This window comes from Lentimicrobiaceae bacterium, from assembly GCA_020636745.1.
Lineage (GTDB): Bacteria > Bacteroidota > Bacteroidia > Bacteroidales > Lentimicrobiaceae > Lentimicrobium.
This window is the reverse complement of record JACJXH010000003.1, coordinates 53761-73712: the sequence shown is the minus strand read 5'-3', so window position 1 is coordinate 73712 and position 19952 is coordinate 53761. Positions and strand designations below refer to the sequence as shown.

Annotated in this window: 15 protein-coding genes; 8 read left to right on the top strand and 7 right to left on the bottom strand. The window is 36.8% G+C overall.

Annotated features, from left to right (window positions below; translation table 11 throughout):
- The first annotated feature begins 14 nt into the window (after positions 1-14).
- Together H6541_05710 and uppS are read left to right on the top strand one after the other, a co-directional pair.
- Complete coding sequence (locus H6541_05710; protein ID MCB9015274.1) at positions 15-2051, top strand: LruC domain-containing protein; 2037 nt, start codon at positions 15-17, stop codon at positions 2049-2051.
- A gap of 149 nt (positions 2052-2200) precedes the next feature.
- Positions 2201-2887 (top strand): di-trans,poly-cis-decaprenylcistransferase, encoded by a 687-nt coding sequence (gene uppS / locus H6541_05705; protein MCB9015273.1) that lies wholly within the window; start codon positions 2201-2203, stop codon positions 2885-2887.
- A 19-nt stretch (positions 2888-2906) separates the two neighbouring features.
- Here uppS and H6541_05700 read toward each other — a convergent pair whose 3' ends face one another.
- Positions 2907-3554 (bottom strand): YdcF family protein, encoded by a 648-nt coding sequence (locus H6541_05700; GenBank protein MCB9015272.1) that lies wholly within the window; start codon positions 3552-3554, stop codon positions 2907-2909.
- A gap of 195 nt (positions 3555-3749) precedes the next feature.
- On the opposite strand from H6541_05700, the gene H6541_05695 reads away from it, so the two are divergent.
- Both H6541_05695 and cysQ read left to right on the top strand, forming a co-directional pair.
- On the top strand, positions 3750-6218 hold the full coding sequence (locus H6541_05695; GenBank protein MCB9015271.1) for a response regulator: 2469 nt from the start codon (positions 3750-3752) through the stop codon (positions 6216-6218).
- Positions 6219-6282: 64 nt separating this feature from the next.
- Positions 6283-7119: a 3'(2'),5'-bisphosphate nucleotidase CysQ gene (cysQ, locus tag H6541_05690; GenBank protein MCB9015270.1), complete on the top strand. Its 837-nt coding sequence runs from the start codon at positions 6283-6285 to the stop codon at positions 7117-7119.
- Between the two features lie 117 nt (positions 7120-7236).
- Here cysQ and H6541_05685 read toward each other — a convergent pair whose 3' ends face one another.
- From H6541_05685 to H6541_05675, 3 genes are read right to left on the bottom strand one after another with little or no spacing between them, the layout of a single operon-like run.
- Positions 7237-8565, bottom strand: a complete 1329-nt coding sequence (locus tag H6541_05685; protein MCB9015269.1) for an FKBP-type peptidyl-prolyl cis-trans isomerase — start codon at positions 8563-8565, stop codon at positions 7237-7239.
- 34 nt (positions 8566-8599) lie between these two features.
- On the bottom strand, positions 8600-9139 hold the full coding sequence (locus H6541_05680) for an FKBP-type peptidyl-prolyl cis-trans isomerase (protein MCB9015268.1): 540 nt from the start codon (positions 9137-9139) through the stop codon (positions 8600-8602).
- Positions 9136-10197: a DHH family phosphoesterase gene (locus H6541_05675; GenBank protein ID MCB9015267.1), complete on the bottom strand. Its 1062-nt coding sequence runs from the start codon at positions 10195-10197 to the stop codon at positions 9136-9138. The genes H6541_05680 and H6541_05675 overlap by 4 nt, the downstream gene beginning before the upstream one ends.
- A gap of 118 nt (positions 10198-10315) precedes the next feature.
- Between H6541_05675 and ndk the strand changes: the two genes are divergently transcribed.
- A complete protein-coding gene (gene ndk / locus H6541_05670) occupies positions 10316-10735 on the top strand; it encodes a nucleoside-diphosphate kinase (GenBank protein MCB9015266.1) in 420 nt (139 codons plus the stop codon).
- A gap of 1 nt (position 10736) precedes the next feature.
- Here ndk and H6541_05665 read toward each other — a convergent pair whose 3' ends face one another.
- From H6541_05665 to prmC, 3 genes are all read right to left on the bottom strand, one after another.
- Complete coding sequence (locus tag H6541_05665; protein ID MCB9015265.1) at positions 10737-11369, bottom strand: helix-turn-helix transcriptional regulator; 633 nt, start codon at positions 11367-11369, stop codon at positions 10737-10739.
- 1304 nt (positions 11370-12673) lie between these two features.
- The gene (locus H6541_05660; GenBank protein MCB9015264.1) at positions 12674-14365 is read right to left on the bottom strand and encodes a S8 family serine peptidase; all 1692 of its coding nucleotides are present in this window, start codon (positions 14363-14365) and stop codon (positions 12674-12676) included.
- A 180-nt stretch (positions 14366-14545) separates the two neighbouring features.
- Complete coding sequence (gene prmC, locus H6541_05655; GenBank protein ID MCB9015263.1) at positions 14546-15418, bottom strand: peptide chain release factor N(5)-glutamine methyltransferase; 873 nt, start codon at positions 15416-15418, stop codon at positions 14546-14548.
- 132 nt (positions 15419-15550) lie between these two features.
- Here prmC and H6541_05650 point away from each other — a divergent pair, with 132 nt between their 5' ends.
- From H6541_05650 to H6541_05640, 3 genes are all read left to right on the top strand, one after another.
- Entirely contained in the window at positions 15551-16534 is a 984-nt protein-coding gene (locus H6541_05650) for a hypothetical protein (protein ID MCB9015262.1), read from the top strand.
- Between the two features lie 57 nt (positions 16535-16591).
- On the top strand, positions 16592-17455 hold the full coding sequence (locus tag H6541_05645) for an EamA family transporter (protein ID MCB9015261.1): 864 nt from the start codon (positions 16592-16594) through the stop codon (positions 17453-17455).
- A 92-nt stretch (positions 17456-17547) separates the two neighbouring features.
- Complete coding sequence (locus tag H6541_05640; GenBank protein MCB9015260.1) at positions 17548-19905, top strand: OmpA family protein; 2358 nt, start codon at positions 17548-17550, stop codon at positions 19903-19905.
- The last annotated feature ends 47 nt before the right edge of the window (positions 19906-19952 follow it).

The following is a 19952-nucleotide window of genomic DNA, read 5'->3' as shown; positions in this document are numbered from 1 at the left end:
AAAAAGAAAAAAAAATGAACAACTTATATCGAATCTCCGGTTTTATTCTTTCATTTTGGGCTTTAAGTATGCTGATATCTTGTAACAAAGAATCAGCAGAAGACAAACCTGTACCCATAACCTCATTGGATGAGTTGGTGATAGCTGACAACTTCAATTATGAAATGAGTGGAGGGTGTAATATTAAAATTTTTACTCAGGATGCTACTGGACACGCAATGCCGGGCGTCAGGGTCGAAATTTACAGCGATTATAATGAAGAAACTGAAGATGGAAATCTGATTATTACCGGTATTACAAACAACCAGGGAATACTCGAGATGGATTATCCAGTGAGTTTTATTACGAATAAATTATATTTGGTTACCCATTATATAGGCTTGCCAACAGTAACCGAAGCACAAATAACAAACAATACAATTCTGGCTACCATTGGAGGAATACCCCAACTTAACAGTTTTAAAAGCAATTTTGAAATTAAAAGCATTGATGCAAACTACAATTACCTTTGTGCGTTTAATTCAAGCGGAGTACCTCAGTGTTTAGTAAATCCGCGCGATAACATTAGTGCTTCCATGCTGGCTGATATTAATGCAGCACTTCCCGAAAGATCTCCGGTACCAGTATATCATCCTGAATATCTGGCCAACTTAAACCAAACTGATATCAAACTTCTGGAAACAGCCGATGTATGGTTAACTTGTGTTCATGAAGGTGCTGCATTCCGCAGTGCAGTTGCCTTTTATACGTATGACGTGAACAATCCACCCACCAATAAAAATCAGATTTCACAAATCACCATTGCTTTTCCTAATTTTTCACTATTAAACAGTGGTGGAGGACTAGTTTCTGGCGATAAGGTATATTTGGGCCAGTTTCCTGCTAACACAGGTATAGGCTGGGTATTAATTGCCAATGGTTATACAGGCTCAGGTGTAAATACGGGTGCAGCGCATTATTATTCCAATCCAAGTTTTAATCCCGAAACAACTGCTGAAAAACGCCAGCACAATGTACTGCTTTTTGATGCAGAACGTCAAATATACCTAATTGGTTTTGAAGATGTTAATCGCACTGCCGGAGGTGATAACGATTTTAATGATGCCGTGTTTTATGTCACTTCAAACCCGGTTGAAGCCATTGATAATTCAAATATGCCTTTTGTAGACCCCAATCTGATAGATTCTGACGGTGATGGTGTGTTTGATGTAATGGATGATTATCCGAACGATGCTTCCAGAGCCTTCAACAATTATTACCCTGGCCGAACCCAATTTGGAAGTTTTGCCTTTGAAGATTTATGGCCCGAAAAAGGAGATTATGACTTTAACGATCTTGTGATTAGTTATCAGATAAATCAGATTACAAATGCCAATAATAAAGTAGTTGATATTGTTTCTACCAACACGATAGAGGCAATTGGTGCCGGATTTAAGAATGGATTTGGCTTTCAGCTCAATATTCCGCCTTCCGCTGTTGCAAATGTCTCTGGATTCAACCACACCGAAAATATCATCTCCTTATCATCAAATAATACGGAATCGGGTCAAAACAAAGCTACTATCATTCCTTTTGATAACACTTATAATCTTTTTGACAATATATCCCAGGGGTATGTTAATACCAAAGAAGATATGGAATACATTACTCCAAAGTCAATTACAGTTACTATCAACCTCTCAACGCCTCAAACAATGCAAGCCATCGGGCTTCCCCCTTTTAACCCGTTTCTTATTGTAAATAAAACCAGAGGCCGAGAAGTTCACCTGCCCGGGTATGCACCAACCAGTCTTGCTGATGCATCCTATTTTGGGACATTTGACGACGATACCAATCTTTCAACAGGAAAGTATTATAAATCAAAAACAAATCTGCCCTGGGCTATGAATCTTCCTGAAGATTTCGCATATCCTTTGGAAAAAAGAAATATCATTACCGCACACAATGTTTTTGGAAACTGGGTTCAAAGCGGCGGATACAGCTATATGGACTGGTACGTGAACAATCCAGGCTACAGAACAACTCAAAATATTTATCAGGCTGGAAAATAATCCTCCCAAAAACAAACAGCCGTTATCATGCGGCTGTTTGTTTTTATACAAATACAAGGTAGGTTATATAAACTTATTCCGAATTCTAAGAACATTCATTAAATTTGTGATCTACAGATAGATCAATATAATTTTATACAAATTCATTTATGGTAACATCCGATGAGTTTCATCCAGATTCCCGCCAAAATCCTACCCATATAGGCATCATTCCTGATGGTGGACGTCGATGGTCAAAGTGCCATAACATTTCACTTAGCGATTCATATAAACTAACCCGAAACCTTTTGGCTGAAATAACAGGCAATTTGCTTGATTATGGTTTTAAAGAAATCAGTCTCTATCTCTCAAGTAAGGAAAACTTTAACAGAATTGAACAAGAGGTAAACGCTTTTAATGAAGTTTCTGAGGAAGCATTCCCTCATGAAATTTTGAATATAGCTCTCAACAAAAAACTAAAAGTTAAAATTGCTGGGAAAAGAGAACTTTTGCCCCTTAAGTTTCAGGATTCAATTAGAAGAGTGGAAGAACAAACCAGCGCATTCAATTCAGCCACGCTTAATTTGTGTATTGCCTATAACCCTCTCGATGAAATAGAGCAAGCACTTTTAAATAATGCGAAACATGAACTTTTTCTAGATAAACTCTGGATAAATACACCGGTTGATCTTGTGATTAGAACAGGTGGCGCTAATTTGCTGAGCAATTTTATTCCTTTACAGTGTGCCTATGCAAGGCTTTACTTTATTGATAAGCTTTTTAATGATATTAAATGGAAGGATATAAAAGATATTCTGGACAAATATCAGATGCTTGAAAGAAAATATGGAACTTAACATACATTGTCGGGAACTTTTATATCTTAAACTGCTCAATGAAATAATAATTCATCAGTTTTAAATACTCCAGAATCACCATTTTGGCACTGTCTCTGTCTCTCCACCATTTCGACTGATCAAAGTCGGTATACTTACTTGGACATGAAATAATGCTTACATGAAGCATATTTTTGTCGAATGCCTTTTGAAATATTTTACTGGTTCGCCTTGAATGATAGCTTGATGTAACAATCAAAACAGACTTTATTTTTTCTGATGATTTTAGATATTCAGTTAACGCCAATGCTTCCTCCTGGGTGCTGGCAGTTACTTTATCAAGAATGGTTATATTCGTATCAGGAACGCCAAGACTGACTAAAGTGCGCTTTAATATGGATGAGGTATTCTCAAGCCTGATTCCGTAAGGTTCGAGTTGATCAGAACCATATTGAAACTCATTGGCAAATACTATCCTTGTAGCATAACCTTCGTGATATAGCTGATAGGCCTGCAATGCCCGGTCGGGAACAGGGCCAAGCAAAATCACAATTAAATCGGATTTTACGGCAGGTTGCCCGTAAACCAGATATTTTCCCATATTTCTGATTACCAGCACACTCAATATAAATATAATACCTATGAAGAATATGATCAAAAACATTTTCCGGTAAGTTGTGTTACGCATGATTTAAATATTATCTCCCAAATACCGGTTGAAGAAAATAACCGGATAATCATTGACGAATGTAATAAACTAATTTCTCTATTCCAAGACCAATAATTTATCACCAGCATATAATCAATCATCCAAAATGTGTTTCCCCATTTCAAAATATCTGATTCAATTCTTATCTTTGGAGTTTAGCTTAAAAATCTGAACATGGCCCAACAATTACATGAAGCGTTTTTTAAAATGGCATTGTCCATTGAAAGTTCTGCTGAGCCGGAAAAAAATATCTTTAACTTTCTTCAAGCAATTGTAGAACAAACTCATTCGAGATTTGCATGTTTTTATCTTTATAAAAGCTTCTTCAATCGTGATTCTAACCACTTAAACGCTTGTGTTCTTTACTCTATATACCCTGACAGTTTATTCTCAACCGGTTTGGAAATCAAGAGTAGCTTTCTGACGAATGACATCCACAAACGGCCATTCCTGATTTATCATAATGATGCTCAGGAAATTAATATGCTTCCCGACTTTTTTCCCGAAGAAAAGAATTTACATTATATCATCCCTGTTGAAGGAATCGGATTCATTCAATTAGCTGTAATTCAATCAAAAAAAGGGCTTTTCAGTAAAAATGAATCTATTTTCGGCGCAACTGATACAGAGAATCTGAAACTACTGATTGAAAAGTTTAAAACTTCTTTATTGAATAGTTTTCATACCTCCACAAAAACTGAAACCAATACTGTGGACCCTGAATTATTGAGTTTTACACAAAATTTTCAAAACAATCCATTTGACTTCAGAAAGAGGATTTTAGCTACAATTAATCATGAGATTAGAAGTCCATTTAGCTTAATACTCGGATATTCTGACTTGTTAAAAAAAACCACGCTCGACGCAACTCAGCGAAATTACCTTGAAATTATCCACAAATCTGAAAATTCGCTCTTCGATGTCATCAGAAAAGTATTGCAATTCAGCAACATATACTTTAATCAATTAAACATTGACAATCAACCATTTGATATCATTGAACTGCTAAAAAACATTGAAGATAAATTTCAAGTACTTGCAACCAATAAAGAGTTGGTTCTTAAGTTTAACGTGAACCTACCTTCAGTTTCCATAATTTTGGGAGATAAAGACAAATTAAATCACATTATAAATTATTTAATCTCAAATGCCATAATTTTTACAGAGAAGGGCTTTGTCACCTTTTCTGCTGAAATTGAAGACACCACTGATGAGCAAATTAAGATTAACTTTTGTATTTCAGATACCGGAAAAGGGATTGACAATTCCAACTTCGAAAAAGTTTTACAATACTTTGGACAGGAAGATGAGAAAATTAACAGGAACACCGGGGGCCTTGGATTAGGATTATCCATTTCAAAACATTTTATATCACTGTTGGGCGGAAAGCTTGAGATGGAAAGTAAACCCGGTGCAGGAACTACTTTTCGGTTTAATTTAACCTTTGAGAAGGGCGAGCAAAAGTACCCGCCCTATCTGATTTCAGCCTCAGTATTAACAGCTGAATTTACTGAAAAAATTAAAGTTCTGATTGTAGATGACGATCCATATCAGCTTGAAATAGGAAAAGTTAGTTTAAAGGGATGGAATATTACAGTTGCCGAAAATGGTAAAAAGGCCGTTGAATTGCTGCAAAATGGTCATGAATTTGATATAATCCTGATGGATATCAGAATGCCTGTGATGGATGGCATATCAGCAACCAAAATAATTCGTGATCAGTTAAACATTCATACCCCTATTATCGCACTTTCAGGTGAAGCTATCAAGGAGTCAATTGAAGAATCTCTGCAAGCCGGAATGAATGCTTTTATTTCAAAACCTTATGAACAGGATAAACTTTTATTCACCATTTTTTCAAATTTAAATATTCCTCAAGTTTCTGAAAACCTGACATCCATCTATAAAAATAACGGATTATCAGGAATGAGCGCCTTGTTTATTTCCGAAGACAAACTACAACACATAATTGCTGAATTATTATCAAATGCAAATATTAAATCAGTCTTTACGTGCAATCTTGATGAAGCAAACTATCTGATTGATAACAATAGTTACGATTTTATTTTAGCTGATGTTGATAAATTCGGAGCAGATTTAGGTGCTGTTTTTGGAAATGATTTTCAAAGAACTAACACGATAATTGCTTACACAGTTGATTCAAATACACTGAACTGCAGTTGTTTATTTGCCGGTATTTTAAATAAAGATATTACATCGCCGGAAGTGTTTCAATCCACCATCAGGGATATTGTAAACTTCAGGCCCATGATTCAGAATCAGAAAGCAAATGCCACTTCTGACCGCTTGTACGATCTTTCAGGTTTAATTCAATTTATTGGAACGGATGAAAGTGCATTGAAAGACTTAATAAATGCTTTTCTAAAATATATGCCTGATTATCTTCATCAACTGAGCACTGCTGTCCGGAATAAAGAATATGAAAAAATTTCAAGGATTGCCCATTCAATCAAGTCAACTGTTAAGCAATATAAAATCAAGCAAGTAATCAATAGTGTTGAATTACTTGAACATAACTCAAAAAATGGCATTGCTCACGACGAAATTGAAGAACTGGTAAAAGCAACAATCCACACCATTGAGCTTACCATTGAACAATTGAAAAACGATTATTTTAATTAAGCCCGAATGAACTAAAAATGCCAAAAATTACACCCTTAGTCTTTAAAATTCAATCAATAATCAAATGAATAATTCAGACTATTCAGCACTATTAAAAATTGCTATCCGGACATCGGTTGAAGCAGGGCGAATCATCCTGGAATATTACTCAAATAATTATGAAATCACCTATAAAGAGGATGCCAGCCCTCTGACATCAGCTGATATAGCTGCAAATAAACATATCTGCAACAGCTTGCTCCCAACAAATATTCCGTTAATAAGCGAAGAAGAAAAGGATGTTCCATTCAAGATTCGACAAAAATGGGATGAATACTGGCTCATTGATCCGATTGACGGAACGAAAGAATTTATTAACAGAAACGGGCAATTTACGGTTAATATTGCTTTGATTAAAAACCAGCAGCCTCACATCGGTGTCATATATATTCCAGTATCTGAAGAACTCTATTTTGGACTCGCAGGCTTTGGTTCCTTTAAAATGCATAAAAATGTTTCTTTAAGCGATATCAACCATCAACCATTTGAATATCTGCTTCAGCATTCCGACAAATTGCCAACCACGTTTAACACCTCAATTATCAAAATAATTGTGAGTAAATCGCATTTAAATCAGGAAACAACTGATTTAATATCTGTTATAAAATCAGGATTCCCCAAAATTGAACTGATTCAAATCGGGAGTTCATTGAAATTTTGCAGACTTGCAGAAGGAGAAGCGCACTATTATCCACGTAGTAGCCGGACAATGGAATGGGATACAGCTGCAGGACATGCCATTGCGGCGTTTGCTGGAATTAACGTATTAAATTTATCGGATAAAAAGCCGCTCACTTACAACAAGGAAAACCTTGAAAACCCTTCTTTTATTGCTTTTAACGAGCTTTTGCCCTTTGAATAAGAAAATATACAAAGTTGGCCGCAATGGCTGTTAAAAAGCCTGTAAATGGCTGAAAGACAAAAAAAAGAGTCACAGGTTTTGTTGTACCTGTGACTCTTTTTCAATGAAAGTTAAATGTTATTTAAAATCCAGAAGCTCAACATCAAATACCAATGTAGCACTTGGCGGAATAGTTGGCATACGGCCATTTTCGCCATAAGCAATAGCGGAAGGAATAATCAAACGGGCTTTGCCTCCTTTTTTCATAAGTGCAATACCTTCATCCCAGCCTTTAATAACCTGACCCTGACCTAACACAAATTCAAAAGGCTGACCTCTGTCAACTGATGAATCGAACTTAGTTCCATCAAGTAAAGTACCTGTATAATGAACTTTTACCTTTTTTCCGCTTACAGGAGATGCGCCTGAACCTTTTGCGGTTTCAATGTAGTACAATCCACTAGCGGTTGGTTTAACAGTAATTTTATTGTTTTTGATATAGCTTTCCAGTTTTCCGGCTTCTTCACCTTTGGCTTTTGCTTTAGCATCTTCAGCTTTTTTCTTTTCAGCAGCCTGCTCTTTTTCATATTGAGCTTTGGTCATAAAATCGAGGATTTCCAGATCATAAAGCAGCGTAGTATAAGGAGCTACCATTTGTCCTCTGCCCTGCTCTCCGAATCCGATGGAAGAAGGCACAACAATACTGGCTTTAGAACCTTTGGTCATCAGTTTTAATGCTTCTGTAGCACCAGCGTTATCAAATTCCTTACCCACTTCCCAGCGCATAGGTTCGCCCTGTTCAAATGAAGAGAAAAATACCCGGCCACTGATGTCAGAAACTTTAAAATGAATGGTGGCAATATCACCATCTTTAGGTTTCTGGCCTGAGCCTTTTTTGGTTTCAGTAAAAATAAGGCCTGAAGCCAAAGGAGCAGTTGTTATATTTTTTTCTTTCAGGTAAGCAGCAAGTTTAGTCTCTTCTTCTGACTTCAAAACAGCCATTTCGGCTTTACGTTCTGTTTCAATCTGTTCCTGAGTTTTTGCAGAAATCAGTTTAACATCAAAAATAATTTCTTTACCTATATAAGCAGAATCAGGCATTTGCGGCATTCTGATTGTTTTCAGGAAAAAAGAATCTGCACTGGTAATAAAACTGGCACTATCGCCTGGCGACATTAAAGCAAGGGCAGTGTAAATATCACCTTTGTAGCTGGGTTCACTCAGTGGAAGCATAAAAGCCTCAGGGCTGGTGTTTGAATTAAACAGAACAGAATCATTAATGCTGTACTTCATCGAAAGAGTAAGAACCATACCGGTTTTAAGTGTAGTAGTGTCGTCTCCTTCTGTATAAAACTTATAATACAGCCCATCATCTGTTTTTTTATATCCGCGATGTTTTGAACAGCTGGATATGGCAAAAATTAACACTGCCATCGAGAGCAGTAAAGACGTTTTTGAGTACTTCATTCTGATGAATTTGGTTTGTTTATTTAACAAGAAATTACTTAAGTGCAACCAGTTCTATATCATATATTAAAGTCGATTTCGGAGGTACTTTATCCTGGTCGCCAAGCAATCCGAAACCGAGGTGCGAAGGTATGACAAATTTCGCTCTGTCGCCTACTCTCATGAATAATATTCCCTCTTCCAGTCCACTCTCCACTCCTCCTCTGCCAATAATAAATTCTTTGAGTCCGTTTTTATCTGAAGAATATATTTCATCACCGTTTATCAGCTTCAGACTGTACTTTAATACAGCAAGTTTTCCTGCAGTAGCTTGCTCTCCGGTTCCATGAACGTAGATATTATAACGCAACCCTGAGCCTGTTGCTGTCATTTTCCAGTTGTAACGCCTGAGAAAATTTTCAATTTGCTCATTTTCGGCTTTTACAGCTTGCTTATTAGCGTTTAACAATGGTTGCTCAAGTGCCTGAGTATTAAAAGTTTCCTGGGGCGATTGCTCTTTATTGCCTTTACAGGAAACTACCAACAACAGCACCAAAAAACAAAAACTGTTTATAGTTACTGGCTTAAAAATCATAATGTAACCGGATTTAGAACAGAAGTTTCTCGTGCCGCATTCATTATTTCGTTCTTATATATTGGCAGTAGCTCTTCAAATTTTTTGAGAGTTTCTTCTATCGTAACAAAAGAATCGCCACCAGCCGCATTACGGTGTCCGCCGCCCTGATAATGCGCGCGCGCAAAGTTATTGACTGAAAAACTGCCTTTTGATCGGAATGAAATTCTTATTCTGTCATTTTTCTCAGTAAACAAAGCTGCAAAACTTATATTTTTGATTGAAAGTGCATAATTAACAACACCTTCTGTATCACCTGGTGTGAAATCAAACTTTTTCAGGTCCTCTTTGCTTAACCAGATATAAGCTGTGCTAAAATCGTGCATAACTTTCATTCTCTCGCTTAAGCAAAATCCCAAAAGACGCATCCTGCATTCAGAATAGGTGTCATATACCAAACGGTGAACCTGCTCTGTATCAACTCCGGCCTGAACCAGTTTTGAAACCACTTCGTATGTGTGCGGATAATTGCAGGCAAAACTAAACGAACCGGTATCTGTCATTATTCCCACATACAAACAGATGGCCAAATCTCTGTCTATTAAATCAATATCTCCTAAAGCAGCAATAAAATCAAAAATAAGTTCCGATGTAGAAGATGTCTTCACCACAGATAAGGCAAAATCAAAATGATTTTCGGGCTCCAGATGATGATCAATCAAAACCTTTTTTCCTTTAGCCTCGAAAAGTCTGTCAGCAAACAAATTTACCCGGGGAATGGCATTATAATCAAGGCAAAAAATGACAGCAGCACGGGCTATCAACTCATCAGCCGTTTTTGAATGATGGAAATAAATACAGGTTTCCTCATGTCCAGGCATCCATTTTAAAAAATCAGGAAAGTCATTGGGAATGATGGTACTAACACGGTGTCCCTTCTTTATCAGATATTTACTCAGTGCCAATGATGAACCCAAAGCATCCCCATCAGGATTATAATGTGTGGTAATTACAATATCTGTAGGCGTATCCAACAGGCATTTTACACTTTCAAGTGTTTCTTTGTTAAACTTGTGCAAGGTCGTATATTTAAAATTATTTGTTCTAGCGAACACAAAAGTAGAAATTATTGTTAATTGCGCAGTTCGATTTAAATCTTAACTTTACACTACCATTTTCAATTAAAAAATTTCAACTATGGCAGGTTCTATTACATTTACCATGATTAAGCCAGCTGCTTATGAAAACAAGTATGCCGGAAAAATTCTTGACATGATTCTCAATAGTGGGTTTCGAATTTCAGCGATTAAAATTGTTAAACTTACGCATGAGCAAGCTTCAGCCTTTTATGCTGTGCATAAAGAAAGGCCTTTTTATCAAGGATTAGTAGATTTTATGTCTTCAGGTCCCGTTCTGGCTGCTGTGCTTGAAAAAGAAAATGCCGTAGAAGATTACCGCACTTTGATAGGTTCAACCAACCCTGCTGAAGCCGCAGAAGGAACCATCAGAAAACTTTTTGGACAATCGGTACAAATGAATGCTGTTCATGGATCAGATAGCGATGAAAATGCCCTGATTGAAGCAGCCTTTTTCTTTTCACAACTGGAACGACACTAGTCTATTCTTCACCTGGTTTGTATTCGACAAAAGTGCGATCAGTATAGAAAACCAGAATTTTCGAAATTTTCCGGACAATCTTTTCAGATTGCTCCGGATTTTTTTTGCTTGCAGCTTCCTCTCCAATGCCTTCATTCCTGTTTTCGGTTAAAATAAAGGGCATAATCTCAGCTTCTGACTTTATCTCTGAAGTTTGAGCCATCTCATTTTTTTCAGGCTCATTTCCGGTTAATTTTTCAGGCTTTATATCTTCCTGTTTATCAGTGAGATTATCATCATATTCCCCGATACTTTCCTCTTTCTGGAGCTCATCTATGCTCTCCTCTTCCTCGTCATCACTAAATAATTCCATTAAAACGGGTTTTGGCTTGTCAGTAAGATGGATGAATTCCTTTTTAACAGAGTGTGAAGATTCCTCCGGGTACGGATTCATCATCGGCCCTTCGCCAAATAAAATCCATTGCATGCTGATATCAGGATAACGCTTGATAAGTTTTTGAACAAATTCAAGGCTGGGCTTATTTCTGCCATTTAAAATATGAGATATTCCTGAGCGTTGAACTCCCAACTCATCTGCTAATTGTGAGGGGCTAATATCCTTGGTTTTCAGGACAAGTGAAATTCGGTTGTTCATACCTTCATAATTTTTTACGAAGTTACAATATTATATCACTCTATCAAACATTGAATTTATATAAATGTTACGTTTGTACAATCTGATAAGATGAATTTTATTTAAACTAATGGTTTATACAATTGCCATATATGGTTATTATTCAGGTTATTAAAATTTGCATTATACTATTTATGATAGTCAAATTTTTCATCATATTTTTTTCAATATATACTTTATTATAAAACCCTTAAATACTGGTTTAGTGTTTATTATGTATTTTCATGATAATTTTTAACCACTATTTTCATTTATACAGATGTACAGTCTATTTTTCCCATAAAACAACGATATACATTTGTATACTTTACACTGTTAATCACGTTACATTTGTAATTACCACGCTTTGTTTACATTTGTCATTTATTTAAATACAGGTCTTATTTAATGCAAATTAAGTGCTAAATTCCCTCGAAACAATGGATAGTTTTAATTAATTGAACTTAAAAATTGCCAATTTTAGAGTTGTTAATCACTTTTATATTTTAATCTATTACTTTATATAGCTGTAATATTGCGCTCTATTATAACTTATTATGTCATATCAATACCTATATTTTGTCTTTATTGTAAGGCTGGTTTATAATACTTCATTGGCAAAAACCGTATAAAAAGTCTAAAACAAGTACACATTTGTATACAATTGAAATAATATACTAAATATTGTATTTACACCATCAGTAAGCTATCTACTAAATGATGAGTATTTAATCACTCAATATAGTACATTATTCGTTAAATACTGATATTTAATATCATCCACTATTTAGGTTACATTTGTATACTTATATTTATTGCATGGATCGATAATTACCAATTTACATCGGTAAACATTTAATGATGCACACACTTATTGGATATTAAACATCTTCTGAATATTCAAGAATGAATGTCTCATGGCACTCTTTACAAACCGGAATATAGAAAATCAAATAAATTGGAGCAGTTGTTCCATTCTCCTTTTGGGGGTAATGATAATTATAATTTTTGGGGATTCGGCCAATGAAAAACAGAGCCCCTATCCTATCTTCCATTCAAACCTCCGCAAAAAATTTTAAACTTCAGGCCAACAATAAATCTGCAAATACTTCTATGAGCATATCCCATTCAGCAGTAAATATTGCTGCACACTTTCCAATACATTGCCAAAAATTGAAAACATTCAGGGATATAACTCCGCTAAACATGCACTAAATTACTGAAAGTCAATAAAAAATCCGGCCAAAGACCGGATATAAAATTTTACTCAGAAAAAATGCGGATGGTTATTTCACCACTTTTTCTGTGATGACAAAATAACCGTCAGAAATTTGAAGCATATAAAGACCATTTCTCAATTTGTCGAGCTGATTAAATCCAATCATGTTCTTTCCTTTGTTTAATTCAACACCGATTAATTCAGCAACGGTTTCTCCGATAGTGCTGATAATTTTTATATCAGCTATAAGTTTGCTTGAAGAGACGACTTCAACGCTAAGATGGTCAGTAAAGGGAATAGGAAAAACAGTCAACTTCGAAAAGGATTCCTCCTGCTGAATCTGGGAAGAAGTAAGGAGATTTCCTGCCAGCATCAAATCAGGGATACCCCAACCTTTATAATTATCGGGGTTTGAAGACTGTGAACCACTCATTTTAATTGCATTCATCAATTCAATGTTAGAAAAAGACGGGTTAGCCTGCCATAAGCAAGCAGCAGCACCAGCCATCACCGGTGATGAAAATGATGTTCCATTACCACCTCCTACACCTGAAGGGATTGTTGCTACGATTGTGCTAACCCCCTGGGCCGATACATCAGGTTTAATGCGCCCATCGGCCGTTGGGCCAATAGAACTGAAGAATGCATATTGACCGTCAGGGTTCACAGCTCCAATTGTAAAAACGCTGTCACCATCAGCCGGCGCTCCAATATAAAGCCAGGGGTCGTTTCCTGAATTTCCCGCACTGTTAACCACCAGAATACCTTTAGATGCAGCCATATCAGCACCTATGGTAACAACTGCCGTATTTCCGTCCATATCACCGTAAACATGATTCTCATCAGGATTATCAAATTCAGTATACCCCAGTGAAGAATTAATGATATCAACTCCCACTGAATCAGCATATTCAGCTGCATTAACCCAGTAATACTCTTCCATAAGGTATTCAGAACCTGCGTCTTCCGACCTTAAAAGATAGTAAGATGCCTTAGGCGCTGTACCAATAAGTTGGCCGGGAAGATATCCGCCCATGGTTGATAATACCATCATTCCGTGGGTACTGATAGATGTATTATAAACATCATTACCAGGTTGTACAAAATCGCGGGTACCAAGAATCTGACCATTGGTAAAAAGACTATCAAAAGCAGCCAGTACATTGGCACTATTGAATCCGGCATCAATCACAGCAATGGTCATTCCGTTTCCTAAAAAGCCCTGTTCGTGTAATTGATCGACCTTAATCATCTGTGCCTGATTCAGCGAAGCTCCATAGTTTAATTCTTTAGAGCTCCTGGTGCGTTTTGAACCTGAGCGTAAAACATGTTTATCCAAACGTTCAATATCGAAAAATGGCTTTTTGCTACTAACTCTGTTTTGCTTGATAAGATAATCAGCCGGAATAATATTCCTGACAAAAGGTTTATCCGCAATTGCATCAGCAATCAGACGATTATCCACACTAATAATCAGCAAATTAAGCCACTTTGATGAATAAATAACTTTTGCACCACTGGCTTCAATTGATTTGATATAACCAGGATTTACCGGAAGATCTGACTCATTTACAGGTATTTGCTGCAGCAACCGTCTTTCGATAGATTTAGCAGATAAAAAATCAGAAGGTTTTGAGGTAGTATAAACTGAATTTCCTTTATCAGTCAACTTTACTTTATAGATAAAGGAAGCAGACTGCGAAAAGCCAGTTGATAGCATGGTTGAAATGAAAAAGCCTATTAAAAGAAGTCGTCTCATGATACTTGAAGTATGAATAGTTTTTGGGTAAACACCTGATTGACAAAAATGTTCGTAAAATCAGAGCGCAAAGTTCGTCATTTATCGTAAAGAAAAAACAGTGAAGTGTTATCCTGTTATGTTAATCTGCAAATATGATAAATGTAATCTGCCTCAACTAAATAACAGTGCTGCAAATAATTATGTGTTATCTGAAAATTCAGGCTTTTTACAACTTAGATATCTGGGTTTATCATGAATATCCTTAAAAATGGTAATGTTGCTAAAACCATCAGCTGTCAATTGTTGTCTAAGATTTTCAGACTCTGCTTCATTAAATTCAAACCACAACTCACCTTCAGACTGAAGATGGCTGTAAGCAAAGGAAGCAATCGCTTTGTAGAAAATCAGCGGATTACTGTCCGGAACAAATAATGCCGTTTCCGGCTCATAATCTAAAACATTTTTATGCATCAATAAACGCTCAGAATCTTTAACATAAGGTGGATTACTGACGATAATATCATACACAGGAAGGTTTTGGGTTTGCTGCCTGTTGAGGATATCAATTTCCATAAAATGAACGTCCAGCTTTAATTCCCGGGCATTCTTCCTGGCTATCTCAAGAGCCTGTTTACTAACATCCAAAGCATAAACCCCGGCATCATTTAAAAAATGGCATAAGCTTAATGCAATAGCTCCGCTTCCTGTCCCGATATCAAGAACTCGTAAACCTCTCTCCTTCTGATGATTCTCAATGATTTTATTCACCATCTCTTCTGTTTCAGGCCTGGGGATTAAAACGCCAGGTTCAACCTGAATATTTAATCCGCAAAACCAGGTTTTACCAGCAATATATTGAACAGGTACAGAATCCAGCAACCTGGGAATTGATGCAAGTATGCTTAATTCAAATGCTGCATCAGCCTCATCACTCCTGATTAGCAAATATTTTGCAGCATCTATCCCGCCTAAATAGTCAAAAAGAAAACGTTGAATCGCTTTTGATTCGTTGAGCCCGTATAAATCAATGATTGATTCAACAAGCAGCTTTTCAAGCTCCTGATACGTCATATGTATTTTTGAAAATGCGAAGATAAGTATTGTATTTTTTATTCGTTTGTTGGTTTTGGCCAAATTTTAAAAGTTACCGCTTACCTTTGCTCCTATTCGGCCATGTTTAGAATCATTTAAAGAATAGAATACATGATTACATTGATAACACCCAATGGAAACAATATCATAGCGCCCGGCGACTGGAAAGAATTCTATGCCAGTTATTTAAAGCAGAACAACACCCCAGGTCTCGCGCTGATAATTGGAACTGAAGCAGGGCAAAACACTGTTCTTCTGGCCAATACCTCTATCATGCCCGAGTCCTGTTTTAATTTTAAAACCATTGTTGATTTTGAAGTATTGAAACAATGTTTCTATTTTGATAATTCGTTTGCACCGTTGCTCGGGGCTTTTCAGGATAATCAATTTCAAGAGCCTTCATCAACTGAGATAGTTCTGCTGAGCTATTTTTACCTTAACCCTCTACCCTTCTCTACTACATTGATTACCAATTACTTTTCAGAAACAGGAACATCAGATTCAAGAGCTGAAAAACTGGCCAGCCTCGCATTTTTAGCAAGAGTTAATAAGGGCGAGTCTGACCCATGGTTTCTCATAGAAGCTGAAAAACAGAACATTGCCCAACACGCTGACACATCCGTCAGCCTCGACGAAGTCCTGAAAACTTATTCACTAAACAAGAACACAACCATACTTTTTGATTGTATTGACCAGGTTTCCGGCATCGATACAGACCAGACAAATAAAATCAACCTGAGCACCATCAATGAATGTAATTTTTTAATTGAAGACCATGCACATATTATTTGTGGGTTATCAGTTAAAATATCAGAGTTTATCAAACTTACAGAAACAAAATGGCCTCAGTTTTCAACTTTATTATTCAGTGAGGTCCCGATATATTTAAGAGATTTTTATTCAGTCGGAAAACTTATCCATGACAAGCCAAGTATTTTCGATTTATTGAATCAGGCATACAAATGTGAAACAAGCATCATTTGCATGTTCAACGATGGAACTCAACAACAACAAAGCATTGATTCGGTGAATATTCACCGCAAATCAGATGAAACTGCAAGAGGATTACCCATTTTTTTAAGTATCCGCAAATAGCCGAAAACCTTACTTGAAAGCTGTAATGAAAGTTCTATTTTTGCCAAAAAATTCCTGATGATTTACCTGCTACTGGCAATTGCGGCTTCCACCTCAATTCTTATCACATTTAAGATATTTGAAAAATACGGTATTGATAATTTCACTGCGATTACTGTGAATTATATCATCGGAGCAATATTTGGATACAATTACATTCATTTTGACCTCTCTGTTGGTTCAGTTTTAAATGCCAGCTGGTTTGTCATGTCAGCTTTAACCGGAATAGTTTTAATCATTGGCTTTGTGGCATTTTCACTTTCAGCTCAGAAAGCAGGGATTGCGATTACAGCCATCAGCAGCAGAATGGCAGTTATTATTTCAGTCTTATCGGGCATTTTACTCTTTAATGACACAGCACATCTGCCCAAAATTGCGGGAATTGCATTGGCAATAGTTGCTTTCTATTTCACTTTGAGCAAAGAGAACGTTGATAAACCAGAATTTAAAGTCCTTTTATTGCCTTTTATGGTATTTATATTTATGGGAATGAATGATTTGGCATTAAAAGTTACCCAATTCTACTTTATTGAGCCTGGGCATGATACAGCGCAAACTGCTTATGCCGCAACATCCTTTTTATGGGCTTTTGCAATAGGCACTCCGGTGCTCATTTACAGGGCCTTTCGCTTAAATCAAAAAATAAAGCTGAAATCCGTTTTGGCCGGCATTTTTTTAGGATTGATTAACTGGTATTCAATATTTTATCTGCTGAAAGGTCTGGAAGTAATGGAAATTTCGGTTTTTATTCCTCTTTTAAACATCAGCGTTGTATCACTTTCTGCAGTTACCGGCTATTTTATATTTCACGAGAAGCTTAGCCTTAAAAACTGGCTGGGCATAATTACAGCTATTATAGCCATTTTGCTGATAGCCTATTAGTGAAAATATTGGTTAAAACTATACAGCAGGGCCGTAACAATTTCAAGTTTTTAACATTATATTTGAATAGAAGTTAAACTAAGAAAAAAGCCATGGAAAGATATCTGAAATCAACAATGATTGCTGTTAGCGTTCTATTATTGTTAACGAAAATAGCTTTGGCACAAGACATCACCCCATTCTCGCAGAGCACTTACGCTGGTGTCAGTGCACTTTCCATTCAGCCTGCTTCCATCGCCGACAGCCGTTACCGGTTCGATATGACATTACTCGGACTTAATACCTCATTTAACAACAATTACATTGCACTTAAAAGAGAAGCTGTATTTAAAACTGGCAACTGGAGTGACAAAAATTTCGGCGACAACTACCTTGTTGAAAACCTTGACAATAAAGACAAAACCGGCATTTTTCATTTTGGAGCAGTATTGCCTTCATTCATGATAAATATCTCAGAAAACAGCGCCATTGCCTTTTCTTCAAGGATAAGATCCATTACAAATGTTGACAATATTACGCAAGACTTTGCCAGGCTTGTGGCCGAAGACTTTGATTATGAACCACTTTTATACAGAACACTTACCAATGCTAATTTCAGCTTTCAAACTAACACCTGGTCTGAAATAGGAGTATCGTTTGCCACTATCCTGTTAAACAAACAGAAACACTTTTTAAAAGGTGGTGCTACCATTAAATACCTGCAGGGCATTGCATCAGGTTACGCATTTATTCGTGAATTAAACTACCGTTTTGATGGTTCTGATACCATTTCGCTCTTCCAATCAAAAATAAATTACGGATTATCAAGCAATTTTGAAGAAGATGGCATAAAACCTTTCAATGTGGTTTCTGATCCCGGCGTAGGATTTGATATTGGGTTTGTATATGAATACCGCCCAGATATTGATAATTTCAAATACCAGAAAAATGGCCGTGAAGATTTACTGAGGCCTGACAAAGAGAAATATAAATTAAGAGTGGGCTTGTCACTTCTTGATTTTGGCCGAATTAATTATAAGAAAGGATATTATAGTCAGGATTTTATTGCTGATGTACGCGACTGGAATGTTGGTGATATCCAGATTAACTCCGTTCAGGATTTAAATGACACTTTAAGAAATCGCTTCCATTTTGATGACAATGCAGAACAAACTTTTTTGATGGGTCTTCCAACTGCCTTAAGCTTACAAATTGACTACCAGGTTATTGATGGTTTTTACCTTAATTTCAGTCCATATCTTGCATTAAGAAAAGGAACCAACATGACCACTAAAACGCACTATTTTACCAATTACAGCTTTACTCCCCGATATGATCTTAAGTGGTTTGGCGTTGCTTTACCCTTGCAATTTGATCAGTTCAACAGAATCAACTCAGGAATAGGATTTCGCCTGGGGCCTGTCTGGATTGGCTCTAACAGCATATTTTCCAACGTCTTCAGCAAAAAATCATATGGCACCGATGTTTACATGGCCATTAAGATACCTGTATTCAGAAACATAGATAAGGACATGGATCAGGATGGCATATCTGATAAAGATGATAAATGCCCTGAAATAGCCGGATTGTGGGAACTCAATGGGTGTCCGGATACCGATGGCGACGGAATTGCAGATCAGGATGATTTATGCCCATACGATAAAGGATTAGCTACACTTTTTGGCTGCCCTGACAGGGACATGGATGGCATTGCTGACAAAAATGACAAATGTCCTGATCATTACGGATTGATAGAAAACGATGGGTGTCCTGACACAGATAAAGATGGCATTGTTGATTTTGATGATGCCTGCCCTGAGCAAGCCGGCCCGGCTGAACTCCAGGGTTGTCCCGACCGCGATAATGATGGAATTGCAGATAAAGATGATCTTTGCCCTGATTTAGCCGGAAAACCTGAATTTAAAGGTTGTCCGTTTGCCGATAGCGACAATGACGGTATTGCCGACGACAAAGACGAATGTCCCGCTCAGCCCGGACCGGCTAAGTTTAATGGATGCCCTGACACTGATAATGACGGAATCCCCGACAAATCAGACCTTTGCCCCAACACACCCGGTGTTGCCGAAAATAAAGGCTGTCCTCCAATTCTGAAAGAAGAAACAGAAATCCTTAACCGTGCCTTCTCAAATCTTGAATTTGAATCAGGCAAATCTGTCATCAAAGCAGTTTCCTACCCTTCACTTGACGAGCTGGCTTCTCTCCTGATTAAAAAAGAAATGTGGAAAGTCAAACTTTCAGGTCATACCGACAATACCGGAAATCCTGATAAAAACATGGAGCTTTCCAAAAACAGAACCCAGGCTGTAAAAGACTATCTAATTAAATCGGGGGTAAAGGAATTCAGAATCAAAACTGAATGGTTTGGGCAGGAAAAACCGGTGGCCGATAATAAAACAGCTGCAGGACGACAAAAAAACCGCCGTGTTGAAATGGAAATAATTTTCGAATAACACACCTTAACTTATTACTGGTTAATTAATTAGCATAAGCAATCAAT

Coding starts and splice junctions, on each gene's coding strand:
- H6541_05660 (MCB9015264.1), bottom strand. CDS start 14,365: ATGAGACGACTTCTTTTAATAGGCTTTTTCATTTCAACCATGCTATCA.
- H6541_05665 (MCB9015265.1), bottom strand. CDS start 11,369: ATGAACAACCGAATTTCACTTGTCCTGAAAACCAAGGATATTAGCCCC.
- H6541_05680 (MCB9015268.1), bottom strand. CDS start 9,139: ATGATTTTTAAGCCAGTAACTATAAACAGTTTTTGTTTTTTGGTGCTG.
- H6541_05695 (MCB9015271.1), top strand. CDS start 3,750: ATGGCCCAACAATTACATGAAGCGTTTTTTAAAATGGCATTGTCCATT.
- cysQ (MCB9015270.1), top strand. CDS start 6,283: ATGAATAATTCAGACTATTCAGCACTATTAAAAATTGCTATCCGGACA.
- ndk (MCB9015266.1), top strand. CDS start 10,316: ATGGCAGGTTCTATTACATTTACCATGATTAAGCCAGCTGCTTATGAA.
- uppS (MCB9015273.1), top strand. CDS start 2,201: ATGGTAACATCCGATGAGTTTCATCCAGATTCCCGCCAAAATCCTACC.
- H6541_05710 (MCB9015274.1), top strand. CDS start 15: ATGAACAACTTATATCGAATCTCCGGTTTTATTCTTTCATTTTGGGCT.
- H6541_05640 (MCB9015260.1), top strand. CDS start 17,548: ATGGAAAGATATCTGAAATCAACAATGATTGCTGTTAGCGTTCTATTA.
- H6541_05685 (MCB9015269.1), bottom strand. CDS start 8,565: ATGAAGTACTCAAAAACGTCTTTACTGCTCTCGATGGCAGTGTTAATT.
- H6541_05650 (MCB9015262.1), top strand. CDS start 15,551: ATGATTACATTGATAACACCCAATGGAAACAATATCATAGCGCCCGGC.
- H6541_05645 (MCB9015261.1), top strand. CDS start 16,592: ATGATTTACCTGCTACTGGCAATTGCGGCTTCCACCTCAATTCTTATC.
- prmC (MCB9015263.1), bottom strand. CDS start 15,418: ATGACGTATCAGGAGCTTGAAAAGCTGCTTGTTGAATCAATCATTGAT.
- H6541_05700 (MCB9015272.1), bottom strand. CDS start 3,554: ATGCGTAACACAACTTACCGGAAAATGTTTTTGATCATATTCTTCATA.